Consider the following 17,254-nt stretch of genomic DNA (forward strand, 5'->3'; position numbering starts at 1 on the left):
ATGCTTGCCCCCGTTCGCCACGATGCCATCTGCCTTTCCGATATCAACGTCCATTGCCTGGACTACGGCGGCGACGGTCCGCCGCTGCTCCTGCTGCATTCACTGTCCGGCAACACCCGCCTGTTCGACGGGCTGATCGCGGCCGGCCTGGGCCAGGCCTGCCGAGTCCTGGTGCCCGACCTGCGCGGCCGCGGCCGGTCCGACATGCCCCTGACGGGTTACTCGCTCGATGCAGGCTGCGATGACATCCTGCGATTGCTCGACCATTTCGCGCTGGACCGCATCGCCTTGTGCGGGCATTCGTTCGGCGGCCTGCTGGCCTTGTACTTCGCGGCGCATCACCCTGACCGCGTCACGCATCTGGTGATGCTCGATGCAGCGGTGCAGATGCATCCGGCGACGCCGGTCATGACGGCCGCGGTGGCGGCGCGTCTGAGCCACATCTATCCCACGGCCGGGTTCTATCAGGCCGCGATGCGGTCGGCGCCATTCGTTACGCCCTGGGATGATGCCATGCAGGGCTTCTTTGATGAAGAGATGCAGCCCTTGGGGCTGGGCGGGCGTGGCGCGCGGGCGATCGTTGACGGTGTCATCGATCTGCTCCCATACGATGCATCCGTCAATGACGCCAATGACGCAGTTCAAGAAGAGGAGGGCGCAGCGACCTTGCGTTGAGACACAATCCGCCAAAGGGAGCGCGCATGGCGCCGCGCGTCCCGGCACGCGCCGCCTGGGCGAAGACCGAATGACAAGGCAGCAAGGAGACATCATGACAACGCGCTTTATCGGCGGACCATTGCACGGCCAATCGACCGCCGACTATTTCAAGCCGGAGCTCGACACCTTCAGCGCCACCCACGATGCCGACGCCCGCTACCGGCGCGTCATCTTCGAGACCCGTGAGGCGGGCGCCTCGGCGCCCGACTTGCATACGTTCTATGTGCATCAAGGCATGGATGCCGTCGACGCGCAGCGCCTGATGGCGGCCATGGTGGACGAGGAAAGCGCCGTCACCACCAAGTAGCAGGGCGACGGCTGGCTAGTCGAAACGTTCGATGAAGGCGACCACCAGTTGGGCAAAGCGGTCCGCGTGCAGGTCTTCATCGAACGCCGAGAAGCTGGCTTCCAATGACAGTTCGCCGCTTTCGCCCACGCCGTGGCAGATATCGAAGATCACATCGATATGGGCGGCCTGCGTGAGGTAGATCTTGAGCGTATGGCAGATCGGTGCTTCGGGAACCGGCGAATGCTGGCGTCCGACGCGCAGTTGGATCTTCTTGCGCGTGGCGCCGCGTTCGCTCGCGGCACGCAGTTCGCACGCATAGCCATCTTCGGTCAGGCTTTGCGACGCGATGGCCAGCACGCCCTTGACATAGCCGAGCGCGGGTTCAAATCGTCCCACGCTGCGAGCCAGCGGACGCTTGCCGATGTCGCTTGCGCGACTGCGGCGGCGGATGACCAAGGCGCGCATTTTTGCGGATTCGGCGTCAAGGTCCATGGCATTCAACCTTCGATGTCAGGCGTCCAGTGTATCCCTCCAGCGGCATTCCGCTGTGGTGGCACTTGCAACAAATCGACGGTGCCGCGCCGGGTGGAAGGAAATTACGCAGGCGCCTAACGTGGGATACAGGCGTCCATCTGAGGCTTTTCCATCCCTTGCACGATAACCGGATGGATCAGTCCACGGAAAATGCGAGCATTCACTGCGGAGTCACGTCATACTTGGCCGGCACAGGACGGGCCGACCCCCCGCCCGCGCGAGATGCATCCGCCGCAACGCGCGATGCCTGAAGAACCCATCTCGAGGTGGACGAGCGATGAATATGCTGGTCGACGAATTGGCGGCACTGAGTTCCGGACAACGGCCCTCGGAATTTCCACTGTGGCATCGCTCGCGCTACGCCGGTCTTGAACGCATTCGCGGCTGCCTGCGAACCCTGGCGATGGGCGGCCACCACGATGCCTTGCTTGGCTTCGTGGCCGGTCCGGATCAGGCCGAATACGCAGCGCAGTTGCTGTCCGCCGAAGGGCTGGCCTTCACGCTCATGCCCAATGGCGCCACGGGCTTGCTGCACGTGCGATGGAGCGAGCCCGCGCCCCGCGGCCGCATGCCCGTTACGCCAACGTCGCTGCTGCAACGCAAGCCCGATGTGATGGTGGATGTCTTCTGGAACCTGAAGACGTCGCGGGCCGCATCGGGCGGTTAGGCCTCGGAGATTCCCGGATCGGGGAAACCCGACCGCTCCCTGATGTAATGCGCAGGATCAAAAACCGTGATTGGCCGATGCGGCGCCAAGCCCATAACCTTGGGCCGCATGTGACCCCCACGGAGACAACCATGCGCATCCACCCCTGGCAGCGGCGTTCGCCTTGACACTTTCGGGACTGGCCCAGGCCGGCACCGTGACGATCGTGACCTCTTTCCCGAAAGAGCTGACCGACACCTATCGAAAAGCCTTCGAAGCCAAACACCCGGGCATCAAGCTCGAGGTCCTGAACAAGAACACCAAGGCTGGCATTTCGTACCTGCGCGAGACACCCGCGGGTCAGCGTCCGGATGTGTTCTGGGTGTCCGACCCCAGCGCGTTCGAAGTGCTGGGGCGCGACAAGCTGTTGCAGAAGGCGTCCGATGCGCGCAATCCGAAGGTGCCGGCCAAGGTAGGCAACTATCCGATCAACGATCCGGATGGTCTCTACTACGGCCAGGCGCTGTCCGGCTACGGCATCATGACCAACACCCGATACATGCAGGCCAACAAGCTGCCCGCGCCCAAGGAGTGGGCCGATCTGACCAAGCCGGTGTACTTCGGGCATGTGGCCATCTCGTCGCCATCCCGCTCGGGCACCACCCACCTGACGGTGGAGACCATCCTGCAAGGTGAGGGCTGGGACAAGGGATGGCGGCAACTGCTGCAGATCGGAAGCAACTGCGCCGCCGTGACTGACCGCAGTTTCAGCGTTCCGGATGGCGTCAACAACGGCCAGTACGGCATCGGCATGGTGATCGATTTCTTTGGCCTCGCCAGCCGATCGTCGGGCTTCCCGGTGGACTTCGTGTACCCGTCGGTCACGGCCGTGGTGCCGGCCAACATCGGCCTGATTGCGGGAGCCAAAAACCCTGACGAAGCGACGCGCTTCATTGCCTACACGCTGTCGCAGGAAGGGCAGCAGTTGCTGTTCGATCCCAAGGTCAGCCGCATGCCCGTCCTGCCTTACGCCGATTCCGGCCTGAAGGTGCCGCAGGGCTATCCGGACATCTTCGAGATCGCACGACAGGCCAAGGTGCAGTTCAATGCCGAATTGTCCGAAGAGCGATACGCCCTCGTTACCGGCATGTTCGATCAGATGATCACGTTCCGGCTCAAGGAACTGCAGGCCGCGTCGCGCGCGATCTACGACGCCGAGCGCAAGCTGGCGGGCAAACCGAATGCGCAGGGCGCCGACTTGCTGAAACAGGCGCGTGACTTGGCCTACACGCCGTTGGTGAGTGAATCGGATATCAAGGATCCCAAGTTCCTGGCCCTGTTCCGTGCGAACAAACAGGACGTGGCGGTGGCCAAGCAGATGGCCGGCATGGAAGAGGCCTGGAACTCCAAAGCCAAAGCCAATTACGCGCAGGCCGAAGGGCTTGCACGACAAGCCGCCGCGTTGGCACGCTGACGGGCCCATGTCATGAATGCCGTGACAACGACGCTGTCCGCGCCGCCGCGCGTCAGCCGGGGCCTGGGACGGGACGTGGGAAAGGGCGTGTGGCTGGTGGCGGGCCTGATCGCCGCCTTCCTGCTGCTGTTCCTGCTGCTGCCGGTCGGCACCGTCATCTACTCCGCCTTCGTGACCGAGCTCGGGCAACCCACGTTCGGCCACTTCCTCAACTTCTTTGGCCAGACGCTGTTTCGCGAGTCCTTCGCCAACAGCCTGCAGGTCTCGGTGCTGTCGGTCATCTTTGCGTCGATCATCGCCATTCCACTGGCCTACCTGACCGTGCGCTTCGACTTCCGGGGCGCCACGGTCATCCAGACGCTGGGCGTGCTGCCGCTGATCATGCCGCCGTTCGTGGGCGCGGTGGCATTGCAGCTGATTTTTGGACGCAGCGGGTCCTTGAATCTGATGCTGAACGACGGGTTCGGCATTACGTTGCCGATCATGGACGGACTGACCGGCGTTGTATTCGTTGAAAGTCTCCACTACTTTCCATTCATCCTGCTGAACCTGGTGGCGTCGCTGCGCAACATCGACGGGGCCATGGAAGAATCGGCCCTGAGCTTCGGCTGCACGGGCTTTCGCCTGTTTCGCCGGGTCATCTTTCCGCTTGCCATGCCGGGCTATCTTGCTGGTGCGTCGCTGGTCTTCGTCAAGGTGTTCGACGACCTTGGGACACCGCTGGTGCTCGGGGTCACGAACATGCTGGCGCCGCAGGCCTATCTGCGCATCACGTCGGTCGGCGTGGACGATCCCCTTGGATACGTCATCAGTGTGATCATGATCGGCTTTTCGGTCCTGGCGCTCTGGCTGGCGGCGCGGGTCATGAAGGGCCGCGATTACTCCACGCTGCAAAAAGGCGGCAACAGTCTGCAGCGGCGCGCACTGACGCCGGGCATGTCGGTGGTCGCCTATGGCTGGATCCTGGCCGTGCTGCTGGTCGTGCTATCTCCGCACATCGGCATTCTGCTGATGAGTTTTGCGAAGGTATGGAGTTTTTCGGTTCTTCCGGACGCCTGGACGCTGCAGCACTACAGCACTGCGTTCACCGAGGCGGGCGGCATGATAGGCAATACCTTGCTGTATTGCGGACTGGCTGCCGGGCTCGATGTGGTCCTGGGAACGGCCATCGCCTATCTGATCCTGCGCACCCGCCTGCCGGCACGCCAGTGGCTGGACTGGGCGGCGTCGGCCGGGCTGGCGATCCCGGGGCTGGTGCTGGCCATCGGCTACCTGCGTCTGTTCAAGGGGCTGGAGATGCCGTTTACCGGCACCTTGGTGACGGCGTCGTGGCTGATGTTGATGCTGGCCTATGCGGTCAGGCGCCTGCCCTATGCGCTGCGGTCCTGCTACGCGGCGCTTCAGCAGGTGCATATCTCGCTGGAAGAGTCCGCGCAAAGCCTGGGGGCGAGCCGGCTGTCGACCATCCGGCGCATCGTCGTGCCATTGATGGCGGGGGGCATCCTGGCGGGGTTCGTGACCAGCTTCATCACGGCCGCGGTCGAACTGTCGGCCACCATCTTGCTGACCAGCAGCGAGTCCAATGCGCCCATGAGCTATGGCATCTATCTCTTCATGCAAAGTCCGGCCGGCCGCGGCCCGGGCGCCGCGCTCGGGGTGATCGCCGTCGCGGTCGTTGCATTGGGTACCTATCTATCGCATTGGGTGGTCGAACGCAACGCGTCGCGGGCGTCCGCGCGCCATCCCCAACCCTGACCAAGGACATGTTGTGACTCCATTGAAGAAAGTCGGCGTCAGCTGCCGTCACCTGTCCCTGTCCTATGGTCCGGTGCAGGTCCTGAAGGACATCGATCTCGATATCCAACCCGGCGAATTCTTTGCCTTGCTGGGTCCAAGCGGGTCGGGCAAATCGACGCTGCTGCGCGCCATCGCCGGCTTCAACCGGCATCAGGGCGGGCAGCTTCTGATCGACGGGCGCGACGTTGGCGGGGTGCCGCCCCACCAGCGCAACGTGGGCATGGTGTTCCAGAACTATGCGTTATGGCCTCACATGACGGTGTGGGACAACGTGGCGTTCGGGCTGGTCGAGCGCAAGGTGCCCCGCGCGGAGATCAAGCGGCGGGTGCAGGAAGTGCTCGAAATGGTTGGCCTTGCGCAATACGCCAAGCGGCGGCCGTTCATGCTGTCGGGCGGTCAGCAGCAACGTGTCGCCCTGGCCCGCACGGTCGTGGTCGAGCCGCAGGTGCTGCTGCTGGATGAACCGCTGTCCAACCTCGACAAGAACCTGCGTGTGCAGATGCGCGAAGAACTGAAAGGCCTGCAGCGCCGTCTGGGCATCACGACCATCTTCGTGACCCATGACCAGGAAGAAGCCATGACGACGGCCGACCGCATGGCCGTCCTCGACAAAGGGGTGTTGCAACAGGTCGGCACGGCCACCACGCTGTTCGACTTTCCCGCCAACGCCTTTGTGGCTGGGTTCGTGGGCACCGCCAATCTGCTGGCGGGCCGGATCGTGTCGGTCAATGGCGACACCCTGCGGTTCGAGGCAAGCGGCTTGGGCGAACTGGCGTTTCCGGCCGGCGCCTTGACACCCCGGGTGGGCGAGGCGGCCATGGCGTTCCGGCCGCACCAGGTCGTCATCCAGCCGGGCAGCGCCAGGGTCGACGCCACCCGCGTCTGGGTGGACGGCCAGGTCGAAAGCTCGGAATTCCTGGGTGAGTTCGCCCGGTACCGGGTCCGCGTCGGGGCCGTGGCCATGCTGGCCGACCAGACGCACTTTTCAGGGCATCCGCTCTTTGCCCCCGGTGCCGTGGTCAAGCTCGGCATCGAGCCCAACCAGGTGCGCTTTCTGGCCTCGTAGCCGTGTCCGCCCGACAGGCCCTGGCGGCCCGCGACATCCACCTCCGCTACGGCGATACGACCGTCTTGCACGGCCTCAGCTTGGACATCCGGCAGGGCGAATGCTTCGCGCTGCTGGGCCCGAGCGGGTCGGGCAAGTCATCGCTGCTGCGCATCCTGGCCGGCTTCCTGCGCCCCAACAGTGGCCAGGTAATCATCGATGATGCCGACGTCACCCACCTGCCTGCCCATCGGCGCGGGGTCGGCATGGTCTTCCAGAACTACGCGTTATGGCCTCATCTCAACGTTTTCCATAATGTCGCATTCGGACTGGTCGAGAATAAGGTGCCGCGTGACGAGCGAATGCGCAGGGTGCAAGCAATCCTGGCGGTGGTGGGGCTGAGCGGGTTCGAGCAGCGGCGGCCATCGACCCTGTCGGGCGGCCAGCAACAGCGGGTGGCGCTGGCGCGTTCGCTGGTCATGCAACCGCGCGTCCTGCTGCTGGACGAGCCTTTTTCGAATCTGGACAGACAACTCAGGGTGCACATGCGTCAGGATCTGCGGGCCTTGCTCAGGTCGTTCGATGTCACGACGATCCTGGTCACGCACGACCAGGAAGAAGCGTTGACGATCGCCGATCGGGTGGCCGTCCTCGACAGCGGCGCCCTGGCGCAGGTCGGCACCCCCGCCACGCTGTTCGATTGTCCGGCCAACCGATTCGTCGCCAGTTTCGTTGGCACCATCAACCATCTGCCGGCGGCGGTTGCCACCGTCCACGACGAGACGGTCGGCTTCGACTGCCATGGCCTGGGCAGGGTCTTGGTGCCCCGCCAGCCAGGCGCGGCCTTGCCTGCCGGGCCCGCCGTCATGACCTTCCGCCCCCATCATGTCGATCTGCGCGTGGGAGACGAACATGTCGATCCCGGCCGTATCTGGATCGACGGAAGGATCGTGGCCGGCGACTTCATTGGCGAGTTCTGCCGCTACCGGGTCCAGTGCGGCGCGTTGGTACTGATCGCCGATCACCCGCATGCCAGCGGCATTCCGCTGTTCCCGGCCGGCATGCCGGTGCGGCTGGGCATCGATCCGGCGCAGGTGCGGTTGATGGACGCCTGACCCGCATGGAAATCTATCAACTGCGCTCGTTCGTGACCGTTGCCCGGCTTGGCAACCTGACCCGCGCAGCCGAAGCCCTGCACGTTACGCAGCCAGCGGTGACCGCGCAGATCAAGGCGCTGGAAGAAGAATTGGGCGTCACGCTGTTCGATCGTCGTCCGGGCCGGATCGTGTTGACCCGGACCGGCGAAATGCTCGTGCCCGACGCGGATCACATCCTGGCCGGGATAGGCGGACTGCTCTCGAAAGCCCGGGCGCTGCAAGGCAGTGTGACCGGGACCTTCCTGATCGGAACCCTGGGCGATCCCGACGCGTTGCGGCTCGGTTCATTGCTGAGTGCGATGGTGCGGGCCATGCCCGTGCTCGACATCAAAACCCGGCAAGGCCATTCGGAAGCCCTACGGGAACTGGTGGCGACCGGCGCGCTGCGTGCGGCGTTCTACATCGGGCCGAACACGCCGCGCGACGTGCTGGCCCTGCCACTGCAAACCATTCACTATCGGGTCGTCGGTCCGCCGTCATTCAAAGACCGGCTGCTGCATGCGGGGTGGCGCGAACTGGCCGACATGCCCTGGATCGGATGTTCGCCCCAGCACCATGCCCAGGTGCTGCTGCGCGACATGTTTGCCCGCCAGGGGCTGTCGCCGAACGTGGCGATCGACATGGATGAGTTCGCTTCGCCGCACAGTCTGGTCAGGGCAGGGGTCGGACTGGCTTTGCTGCGGGAAGACATTGCGGTGCCCGCCGGCGCGCGGGATGAGATGGCCATCTGGCCCCACGCGCGCGCGTCGGCGCTGCTCAGCTTCATCCATGGCACCACGACGGCAAATGACCCCGCCACCGTCGAAACGCTGGCGCTGCTGCGGTCGGTCTGGCGACTGGGTAGTTGACATCGTCAACAGATTGGCGGAATCTGCGTGTCGGGCCAGGCCCTGGCATTACCACCCCAGCACCATCACGTTCGGCATCCGCTCCACCAATGAGAGCGGGCCGGGAGGAGACCGCGTTGACCACCCCCATGCCCCCAAGCCCCTGGCACGTCACGTGTCCATGGCCATTGCGCTTGCCATCACCGTTGCAGGGTGTGGCGGCGACGACAATGACGACAGCCCCGCGCCCCCGTGCAGCCCACGGCCGCGCAAAGCTGTACCTCGTTGCAGACACTCAAGACCAGCAGCGAGTTCGACGTGACCGGCGTGACCACGACCCTGGTCAATGCCAGCGCGACCGCGCCGTTCACCGTACCGACCACGACGGGCACGGTCACCACCCCTTTTGCCGAGTCGAGGGCACGGCGAAATCCAACGCGGCGTCGAATATCAAGTTCGAACTGTGGCTGCCGGTCAAGGAACGCTGGAACGGAAAGTTTGCAGGCACGGCGTCGGGCGGATCGGCCGGCAGCATCAGCTATGGCACCCTGGCCGCGCACTACCGGCTCGACTACGCCAGCATTGCGCACGACAACGGCCATGTCAGCACCGGCTTTGACCAGACCTGGGCGTACGACCCCGCCACCAAGAGCCTGAAGATGGAACAGATCGTGGACTGGGCGTCGCGCGCGCAGCACGTGGTGACGGTGGTCGGCAAGCAGATGACGTCGGCCTTCTATGCCAGCGCGCCCAAGTACGCGTACTACAACGGCTGCTCGCAGAGCGGCCACCACGGCATGATGGAAGTGCAGCGCTACCCCGACGACTACGATGGCGTGATTGCCGGCGCGCACACCAGTGACTGGACGACCAATATGGCGTCGCAGGCCTGGGTGGCCTACAAGCAGTTCGAGAACAATGGCGCGGGTGCGATCACCAAGGCCCAGTACGCCGAGGTCAACAAAGCCGTGCTGGCCAAGTGCGATGGCAAGCCGGGCATCGATCACCTCGTCGACGGCGTGCTCGATGATCCCCGCCTGTGCACGTTCGATCCCGCCGAAGTGCAATGCACTGGCGCCGCGGGCGAAGCCGCCACCTGCCTGAAGCCGACCCAGGTGACGGCGCTGCGCGCGATGTACCAGGGCCACAAGACGCCATTGGGCGACACCGTGGCGGTGCCGTATCCGGTCGGCCTGGAAACAGGGACTTTCTGGCCGACCAACCTGACGACGCCGACCGCGCCGCAGGGGAGCTGGGCCGACTACATCCGCTATCCGCTGTTCGTGAACCCGAACTACGACTTCGCCACCTTCAATTTCGATCTGGACCCGCTGACCGCGCGCGCCAAGCTGCGCCCGATCTACGATGCGTTCGAGACGAATCTGAAACCGTTTCAGAATCGCAACGGGAAGCTGCTGATGTATCACGGCTGGGCCGATTCGCTGATCAGCCCGATCCTGAGCATCGACTACTGGAACGCCATCCGCGCCACGATGGGCGCCGGCGAGGTCGACAAGTTCGCGCGGCTGTACATGATCCCGGGCGTGGATCACTGCACGGGTGGCACGGGCACCGGCAACTTCAGCATGATGGACGCGCTGGCCAACTGGGTGGAGAAGGGCGTGGCGCCGGATGGGACGACGACGGCCAATACGGTGGTCGCCAGCGCCGCGGACGGGCGCACGCGTCCGCTGTGCCCGTACCCGCAGATCGCCAAGTACAAGGGCACGGGCGACGTGAAGGTGGCGGCGAATTTCAGCTGCCAGGCGCCGTGAGGCGGAGGTGCGGTGATGCGGTGATGCAACGCTGCAGCACCGAAGTGTTGCATCAACTCAGTGATACGATGCCGCAGCAGCGCAGTGATGCACTGATTCAGTATTGCAACGCTGCAGCAGTGTAGTGACGCATTGATTCAGTAGTGCTTTGGGACAGGACGCCGAGCGAATAGGCGTCCTGTTTTTTTGTGCGTGAACCTGCGAGCTTGTGGAGCAGCTTGACACCGCGAGGATTCAGCGTAGACTTAATCGTAACTCGCAACTAACACATAACTAGCAATGCACCTGAAGCGGGTTACCGCAGCGCATCACAACCGGATGGACAACATGACCGATTTTTCCCGTATTTCGCTCAGTTACCAGGACGCCGCCAACGCCAAGGTGGCCATACCCACCCGCTTCCTGACCTTTCCCGGTGGCGAACAGCATGTCTGGCTGGACGGCGACATCGCCGGGGAAGGGCGCACGTATTCCATCGACGCCCGCATCTATTCGTCGGCGGCGGTCATGAACCTGCTCTTGGTGAACGATGCGCTGCGCCGCGTCGTTGGCCCGCGCGCAGTCGTGGAACTGGTGTTGCCATATTTGCCCTATGCGCGGCAGGACCGCATCACCACCCAGGGCGAGCCCTTGTCCGTCAAGGTCTTCAGTGCGCTGATCAATTCCATGAGGCTGGACCGCGTGGTGATCTGCGATCCGCACAGCCTGGCCGGCCCGGCGTTGCTAGACAACGTGCAGGTCATGGAGGTTGGCAACTATGTGCAGGCCGTAATCGATCGGATGGTCGCCCGTGGGCCGATTGCATTGGTGGCCCCGGACGCCGGCGCGCACAAGCGGGTCGAAGCCTTGGGCCAGGCTTTTGGACTGCCGGTCGTGTTCTGTGGCAAAACGCGGGACGCGCGGACCGGACGGCTTTCCCATCCCTACGTGGAGGGCAACGTACCGGACCGACCCCTGCTGGTGGTCGACGACATCTGCGACGGAGGCGGGACCTTTGCCGCCCTTGCGCCGGTGCTTCGTCAGTACACGGATCAACCGGTCAGCCTGTACGTGACCCATGGCCTGCTGACCAAGGGCCTGGCGCCGCTCAAGGACTACGACCGGATTTACACGGCCTTTCCGCGCGACGAGCGGCAATGGTCGCTCGGCGGCGTGTACTGGGCGGACCCAGCGCAAGTCTTGCGTGCCGATGCCCCTGAGCCCCAGAATCAGCCCGAAACCCAGCCCCAGCCGGTCTCCACAAGCACCCCCCAACATGCCCGCCCCATTCCCCAGCCCCATTTTGTTTAACTAAATCGTAAATCGTAACTAACAACTAATTGCGAGGCTGTCATGACTCAGCTGAATCCCCTGACTCAGATCGACTTCTACAAGAGCGGGCACATCTTCCAGTACCCGGAAGGAACCGAAAGCGTCTACTCGAATTTCACCGCGCGGTCGGACCGGCTTGCCCCCGTGCTGCGGTCGGGACTCGCCCCCTTTGAAGGCAAGGTGGTGTTCGTTGGCCTGCAGGGCTTTATCAAGGAATTCCTGATCGACACGTTCAATAAAGGTTTCTTCGACATCCCGAAAGACCGGGCGGTGCGGCAATACCAGCGGCGCATGGACACCGCGCTGGGCGCGGGCGCGGTGCCTGTCGATCACATCGCGGCGCTGCATGACCTTGGCTATCTGCCTATCCGCGTCAAGGCTTTGCCGGAAGGGTCGCGCGTGGACATCAAGGTGCCGCTGTTCACGGTTCGCGAAACGCGCAAGGAATTTGCGTGGCTGACCAACTATCTGGAAACGGTGTTCTCGAGCTTCAACTGGAAGCCGATTACGGTGGCGACCATTGCCTATGAATACCGCCGCCTGCTTGAAGCCTATGCCGATGCGACGGGCGCGGATGCGTCGTTCGTCGACTGGCAGGCCCACGATTTTTCGGCGCGCGGGCTGTCCGGACCGGAAGATTCGATGCGCGCCAGCTTTGCCCACCTCGTGTCCTTCACGGGCACCGACACCGTGGCGGCGATCGACTATGCCGAGGCCTACTACGGCGCCGATGCCGACAAGGAACTGATAGGCGGCAGCGTGCCGGCCACGGAACACAGCGTGATGAGCATGGGCGGTCAGCTCGACGAACTGGCCACGTTCCGCAGGCTGGTGACCGAGGTCTATCCGTCGGGCATTGTGTCCATTGTGTCGGACACCTGGGACTTCTGGCAGGTCATTACCGAGTATGCACTGATGCTGAAGGCCGAGATCCTGGAGCGCCGCCCGAACGCGCTAGGTCAGGCGAAGGTGGTGTTCCGTCCGGACTCGGGCGACCCCGTCAAGATCCTGACCGGCTACGCGGACCACGAACTGGTGTGCGGCGTGGATGGCCAGCCCGCGCGCTCGGCGGACGGCAGGTATCAGGTGCGAAGCGACGACGGCGCTGGAACCGCCTTGGCCGCAGCCTTGCCGCAAGGTCGCGGCGCCACTTGGATTACCGAGGCCGAACGCAAGGGCGCGGTCGAATGCCTGTGGGACATCTTTGGCGGCACCCTGACCGGCAAGGGCTTTCGTGTCCTGAACGAACGGGTCGGCCTGATCTATGGCGACTCGATCACCTTGAAGCGCGCCGAGCTGATCCTGGAACGTCTGCGGAACAAAGGGTTCGCATCAACCAACTGCGTGTTTGGTGTCGGATCCTACAGCTACCAGTACCTCACCCGCGACAGCTTCGGCATGGCCATGAAGGCCACGTGGGGCAAGGTCAAGGGTAAGGCGCGCGAACTGTCGAAAGATCCCAAGACTGACAACGGCGTCAAGAAGTCGGCCGTGGGGCTGCTGCGGGTCGAACGGCAGGGCGGCGACTATGTGCTGTTCGACCGGCAGACCGAAGCGCAGGAAAACCAGGGCTTGCTGCAGGACGCGTTCGTCGATGGCAAGCTGGTGCGGGAGCATACGCTGGCGCAAATCCGGGAGCGCTTGCGCAACGGCGGGTAGGCGGGCACCGGATCACTTTGGCCGGCGGCTTCCGTGCCTCCGGCTGCGACCGTCGGGCCACCTTAATCGCGGTTTGCAACTAAGGTGGCTATACTTGCCGTTTTCCTCGGCAGCGACGATGACTTCCGCCCCGTTCGAACGCCCCATCCTGACCGTCGACGTCGTGTTGCTGGCCCTGCTCGAGCAGGGCCGCCTGCACGTGGCGCTGTCGCCGCGCCCCAGCGATCCCTTCAAGGGCAAGCTGGCGCTGCCCGGTGGCTTCGTCCATACGGACAAAGACAGAAACACGGTGGATTCGGCCCGGCGCATCCTTGCAGACAAGCTGGGTTTTGCACCGTCGCATCTTGAGCAGGCCTTTACCGAATCGGGGCCGACACGCGATTCGCGCGGCTGGTCGGCATCGGTGGTCTATCTGGCCCTGCACCCGGCGGCCGAACTGGAACCTTTGCAGGCCGACGGGCGCGTCCAGCTCGTCGATATCGACAGCCTGCCGCGCCTGGCGTTCGATCACCTGAAGCTGATCGCCCAGGCCGTCAAGCGCTTGCGCGCCAAGGCATCGTACACGTCCATCATCGCGCACCTGTTGCCCAGGGAATTCACGATTCCGCAGATGCAGGCGGCCTTCGAGCAGGTGATCGGCCAGCAGGTCAACGCGGCCAACTTCCGCCGCAAGATCCTGGAGACCGGCGCGCTGAAGGAAACCCGCATGGTGCCCGCGGCGTACCGGCCCGCACAGGCGTATAGGCTGGCCGCCCCGCTGACCGACTTCGGGCACAACCTGTTCTAGACGGGCGCCACGGCCACGCCGTCAGCGCAGGGCAGGGGAGTCGGCACGCCGGGCCGTGTCGCCCGTTCAGCTGCGCGGCTGGCCACTGGTGGGCGAGGCCCGCCACTCCGCCGCCTTGGCCACCACGAAATCAATCAGGGTTCGCGCGGCTTGCGTCTGGTAGCGGTCTGGCATCCGCAGCAGGAACATGCGCGTTCCGAACACACTGAAGCGCCAGGGGTCCAGCACGTTTACCACCCGGCCATCCAGAATGTCCTGCGCGATCGTGTAGTCGGGCAGCAAGCCCAGGCCCAGCCCGGCCAGCACGGCCTCGCGCAAAAACACGAAGTTTTCCGAAGCCAGGCTGGGTGACAGGGTCAGTTCACGCCGCTCGGCGCCCAGATACGCCGACACCTTCAGACTGCGTCCGGTGACGGCGGACGTGATGACGGGCGCGGCCTGCAGGGCCTCCAGCGTGTCGGGCAAACCCTGTTCCGCCGCGTACGCCACCGACGCGCACACCACATGGCGCATCTGCGCCAGTTCGATTGCCACCATCTGCTGGGGCGGGTCAGACATCACGCGCACCGCGATATCGACCTCGTCGCGCAGCAGGTCATCGACCTTGTTGTCGAATACCAAGTCCAGCGTGATGTTGGGATAGGTGCGTTTGAATTCGATCAGCCAGCCGGACATGACCATGTAGCCAAAGCCGGTCGGCATGCTCATCCTGACCGACCCGTGCAGCCCTTTGCCCAAGGTGGCGACCGACTCTTGGGCCGCCCGCAATTCGTCGCGAATCACCCGCCCATGCTGGTAGAGTTTCAGGCCCATCTCGGTGGGTTCGATGCGCCGGGTGGTACGGCGGATCAACTGCACCCCTGTCTGCTTTTCCAGTTGCGCCAGGTGATAGCTGACATTGGCGCGGCTGATCTTCAAGCGGCGTGCCGCCAGACTCAAGTTGCCCGCTTCGATGATGTCCACCAGCAGGGCCAGGGCATGCGCATCCATATGCCGTACCATTGTTCAAAGTCATTTGACAGTATGGTAAATGGCGTCTGGATTGTCCAGCCGGGTTGAAAAATCCATAATGAGGTTTCACAGACGCCGGACTACCCGGCAGCGTGCCGTGCGTAGCGACGACCGGCGCCCGGCAGTGTGCGCCTGACAACAACAATCCCGGAGATCCTTGCCCATGTTCACGAATCGCGGCGGCGTGGCCGTCATCACCCTCGATCACCCCCCGTCAACAGCCTGGGCGCCGACCTGCGTCGCGCCATTGTCGATGCGCTTGATGCGGCCCAACAGGATGCCGACATCGTTGGTGTCGTGCTGACCGGCAATGCCAAGGTCTTCAGCGCGGGCGCGGACGTGACGGAGTTCGGCACGCCCCGTCAGTTGCAGGAACCCATCTTGCCGACGGTGATCGCGCGCATCGAAAGCAGCAGCAAGCCGGTGGTGGCGGCGATTGGCGGCATGGCTTTGGGCGGCGGCTTCGAACTGGCCCTGGCGTGCCACGGCCGCGTGGCGCTCGCCACGGCGCGTGTCGGTCTGCCGGAAATCACCTTGGGACTGATCCCCGGCGCCGGCGGCACGCAGCGGCTGCCGCGGCTGACCGGCCTGGAACAGGCCACCGCCATGATGCTGGACGGGCGCCCGCGCACCGCCGCTGAACTGGCGCGTGGCACGCTGTTCAACGCGGTGGTCGAACACGACGAAGTGGGTGCCGCCTGCCGTATCGCGCAGGAACTGGCCGCCTCCGGAACGGCTTTGCCCAAGGCCGGCGATCGCGCGCTAGCCCCCGCCAGCGTGAACGAATTCGTCGAGGCGCAGCGCGCTGCCTTGTCATCGAAACAGAAGCTGCAGCCGGCCTACAGCGCCTTGCTCGACGCCATCGCGGCCACCTCACGCCCGCTTGAAGACGGCCTGAAGACCGAGCGCGCAAGCTTTCTGTCGCTGGTCTCCACGCCGGCCGCGCAGGCCCTGCGCTATCAGTTCAAGGTCGAACGCGAAGCATCGCGCCTGCCGGACGCCGGAACTGACGCAGCCCTGCAGACCCCCCGCGCCTTGACGACCATTGCGGTGATCGGAGCGGGCACCATGGGATCCGGCATTGCCATTGCGCTGCTGGACGCCAAGCTTCATGTGATCCTGCTCGAACAGGATCCCGATGCCCTGGCTCGCGGCCAGGGCCGCATCCTGGATCACTACACGTCGCGCGCCAAGTCCGGCAAGATGTCCGAGGCGGATGCCCGCACCCGTAGCGAGCGCCTCACGGCGACGCTGGACTGGGCCGCGCTCGGCGACGCCGACCTGATCATCGAAGCCGTCTTCGAAGAGATCGGCGTCAAGCAAGACGTGTTCAAGAAGATCGACGCCCACGCCCGCCCCGGCGCCGTGCTGGCCACCAACACGTCCTACCTCGACATCGACGTCATCGCCGCCGCGACGTCCCGCCCGCAAGATGTGCTAGGCCTGCACTTCTTCAGCCCTGCCAACGTCATGAAGCTGCTGGAAGTCGTCCGCGGCGCGCATACCGCGCCCGACGTCATGGCGGCGGGCATGGCGCTTGGCAAGAAGCTGGGCAAGGTCGCCGTGCCCACCGGCAACGCGTTTGGCTTCATCGGCAACCGCGTCTACAACGCCTACCGCCGTGAATGTGAATTCATGCTCGAAGACGGCGCCTGGCCCGAAGAGGTCGACCAGGCGCTCACCTCCATGGGCTTCGCCATGGGCCCATTCGCCGTTGCCGACCTGTCCGGCCTCGATATTGCCTGGCGCATGCGCAAAGCGCAGGCGCCCACCCGCGACCCGCGCACCCGCTACGTGGACATCCTGGACAAACTCTGCGAAGCCGGCCGCCTGGGCCGCAAGGCCAACGCCGGCTACTACACCTATACCGACGGCAAACCTTCGCGCCAGACCGACGACGTGGTGCGAGGCCTGATCGCCGACGCGCGGCAACGCCGCGGCAACCCCGTGCGCCCGCTTTCAGCCGAGAAAATCCGCCGCCGCGCACTGCTTGCCATGGTCAACGAAGCCGCGTTGCTGGTCGCCGAAGGCGTCGCCAGCCGCCCGAGCGACGTCGACGTGGTGATGGTGCAAGGGTATGGCTTCCCGCGCTGGGAGGGTGGCCCGGTGCACTGGGCCAAGCAGCAGGATCGGGCGCAGCTGCTGCGGGATCTCGAACAGCAGGTCAGCGCCGCCGGCTTCGGGAGTGTGGTGGGGGACGTGGGGCGGCTGCTGGGGGAGTGAGG

15 protein-coding genes are annotated in these 17,254 nt (G+C 64.5%); 13 read left to right on the forward strand and 2 right to left on the reverse strand.

Features of this window, described 5'->3' with window-relative positions; all coding sequences use genetic code 11:
* Together ACNANG_RS19935 and ACNANG_RS19940 are read left to right on the forward strand one after the other, a co-directional pair.
* Positions 1-675, forward strand: coding sequence for an alpha/beta fold hydrolase (locus tag ACNANG_RS19935; RefSeq protein ID WP_420224464.1), 675 nt, complete (start codon positions 1-3; stop codon positions 673-675).
* A gap of 94 nt (positions 676-769) precedes the next feature.
* Positions 770-1,024: a hypothetical protein gene (locus ACNANG_RS19940; protein ID WP_420224465.1), complete on the forward strand. Its 255-nt coding sequence runs from the start codon at positions 770-772 to the stop codon at positions 1,022-1,024.
* Positions 1,025-1,039: 15 nt separating this feature from the next.
* Here ACNANG_RS19940 and ACNANG_RS19945 read toward each other — a convergent pair whose 3' ends face one another.
* Positions 1,040-1,498, reverse strand: coding sequence for a hypothetical protein (locus tag ACNANG_RS19945; protein ID WP_420224466.1), 459 nt, complete (start codon positions 1,496-1,498; stop codon positions 1,040-1,042).
* Between the two features lie 319 nt (positions 1,499-1,817).
* Here ACNANG_RS19945 and ACNANG_RS19950 point away from each other — a divergent pair, with 319 nt between their 5' ends.
* From ACNANG_RS19950 to ACNANG_RS19995, 10 genes are all read left to right on the forward strand, one after another.
* A complete protein-coding gene (locus tag ACNANG_RS19950; protein WP_420224467.1) occupies positions 1,818-2,207 on the forward strand; it encodes a hypothetical protein in 390 nt (129 codons plus the stop codon).
* 163 nt (positions 2,208-2,370) lie between these two features.
* The gene (locus ACNANG_RS19955; RefSeq protein WP_420224468.1) at positions 2,371-3,660 is read left to right on the forward strand and encodes an ABC transporter substrate-binding protein; all 1,290 of its coding nucleotides are present in this window, start codon (positions 2,371-2,373) and stop codon (positions 3,658-3,660) included.
* A gap of 12 nt (positions 3,661-3,672) precedes the next feature.
* Positions 3,673-5,415: an ABC transporter permease gene (locus ACNANG_RS19960; protein WP_420224469.1), complete on the forward strand. Its 1,743-nt coding sequence runs from the start codon at positions 3,673-3,675 to the stop codon at positions 5,413-5,415.
* 22 nt (positions 5,416-5,437) lie between these two features.
* On the forward strand, positions 5,438-6,523 hold the full coding sequence (locus ACNANG_RS19965; RefSeq protein ID WP_420227600.1) for an ABC transporter ATP-binding protein: 1,086 nt from the start codon (positions 5,438-5,440) through the stop codon (positions 6,521-6,523).
* A gap of 2 nt (positions 6,524-6,525) precedes the next feature.
* A complete protein-coding gene (locus ACNANG_RS19970; protein WP_420224470.1) occupies positions 6,526-7,617 on the forward strand; it encodes an ABC transporter ATP-binding protein in 1,092 nt (363 codons plus the stop codon).
* 5 nt (positions 7,618-7,622) lie between these two features.
* Positions 7,623-8,507, forward strand: coding sequence for a LysR family transcriptional regulator (locus ACNANG_RS19975; protein WP_420224471.1), 885 nt, complete (start codon positions 7,623-7,625; stop codon positions 8,505-8,507).
* Between the two features lie 209 nt (positions 8,508-8,716).
* Positions 8,717-10,261 (forward strand): tannase/feruloyl esterase family alpha/beta hydrolase, encoded by a 1,545-nt coding sequence (locus ACNANG_RS19980; RefSeq protein ID WP_420224472.1) that lies wholly within the window; start codon positions 8,717-8,719, stop codon positions 10,259-10,261.
* 327 nt (positions 10,262-10,588) lie between these two features.
* A complete protein-coding gene (gene prs / locus ACNANG_RS19985; RefSeq protein ID WP_420224473.1) occupies positions 10,589-11,551 on the forward strand; it encodes a ribose-phosphate diphosphokinase in 963 nt (320 codons plus the stop codon).
* Between the two features lie 42 nt (positions 11,552-11,593).
* Positions 11,594-13,231 (forward strand): nicotinate phosphoribosyltransferase, encoded by a 1,638-nt coding sequence (locus ACNANG_RS19990; RefSeq protein WP_420224474.1) that lies wholly within the window; start codon positions 11,594-11,596, stop codon positions 13,229-13,231.
* 118 nt (positions 13,232-13,349) lie between these two features.
* Positions 13,350-14,018 carry an NUDIX hydrolase gene (locus tag ACNANG_RS19995; protein WP_420224475.1) on the forward strand — a complete coding sequence of 223 codons (669 nt, stop codon included), beginning with the start codon at positions 13,350-13,352 and terminating at the stop codon, positions 14,016-14,018.
* A 66-nt stretch (positions 14,019-14,084) separates the two neighbouring features.
* On the opposite strand, the gene ACNANG_RS20000 is transcribed toward ACNANG_RS19995, so the two are convergent.
* Positions 14,085-15,008, reverse strand: coding sequence for a LysR family transcriptional regulator (locus ACNANG_RS20000; RefSeq protein ID WP_420224476.1), 924 nt, complete (start codon positions 15,006-15,008; stop codon positions 14,085-14,087).
* 147 nt (positions 15,009-15,155) lie between these two features.
* Between ACNANG_RS20000 and ACNANG_RS20005 the strand changes: the two genes are divergently transcribed.
* Complete coding sequence (locus ACNANG_RS20005) at positions 15,156-17,252, forward strand: 3-hydroxyacyl-CoA dehydrogenase NAD-binding domain-containing protein (protein ID WP_420224477.1); 2,097 nt, start codon at positions 15,156-15,158, stop codon at positions 17,250-17,252.
* Positions 17,253-17,254 lie beyond the last annotated feature (2 nt).

This window comes from Pigmentiphaga litoralis (genome assembly GCF_048632615.1).
Taxonomy (GTDB): Bacteria; Pseudomonadota; Gammaproteobacteria; order Burkholderiales; family Burkholderiaceae_B; genus Pigmentiphaga; species Pigmentiphaga litoralis_B.

Excerpts from the sequence above, each read along its gene's own strand:
- ACNANG_RS19935 (WP_420224464.1), top strand. The coding sequence starts at position 1 with ATGCTTGCCCCCGTTCGCCACGATGCCATCTGCCTTTCCGATATCAAC.
- ACNANG_RS19940 (WP_420224465.1), top strand. The coding sequence starts at position 770 with ATGACAACGCGCTTTATCGGCGGACCATTGCACGGCCAATCGACCGCC.
- ACNANG_RS19945 (WP_420224466.1), bottom strand. The coding sequence starts at position 1,498 with ATGGACCTTGACGCCGAATCCGCAAAAATGCGCGCCTTGGTCATCCGC.
- ACNANG_RS19950 (WP_420224467.1), top strand. The coding sequence starts at position 1,818 with ATGAATATGCTGGTCGACGAATTGGCGGCACTGAGTTCCGGACAACGG.
- ACNANG_RS19960 (WP_420224469.1), top strand. The coding sequence starts at position 3,673 with ATGAATGCCGTGACAACGACGCTGTCCGCGCCGCCGCGCGTCAGCCGG.
- ACNANG_RS19975 (WP_420224471.1), top strand. The coding sequence starts at position 7,623 with ATGGAAATCTATCAACTGCGCTCGTTCGTGACCGTTGCCCGGCTTGGC.
- ACNANG_RS19980 (WP_420224472.1), top strand. The coding sequence starts at position 8,717 with ATGACGACAGCCCCGCGCCCCCGTGCAGCCCACGGCCGCGCAAAGCTG.
- prs (WP_420224473.1), top strand. The coding sequence starts at position 10,589 with ATGACCGATTTTTCCCGTATTTCGCTCAGTTACCAGGACGCCGCCAAC.
- ACNANG_RS19990 (WP_420224474.1), top strand. The coding sequence starts at position 11,594 with ATGACTCAGCTGAATCCCCTGACTCAGATCGACTTCTACAAGAGCGGG.
- ACNANG_RS19995 (WP_420224475.1), top strand. The coding sequence starts at position 13,350 with ATGACTTCCGCCCCGTTCGAACGCCCCATCCTGACCGTCGACGTCGTG.
- ACNANG_RS20000 (WP_420224476.1), bottom strand. The coding sequence starts at position 15,008 with ATGGATGCGCATGCCCTGGCCCTGCTGGTGGACATCATCGAAGCGGGC.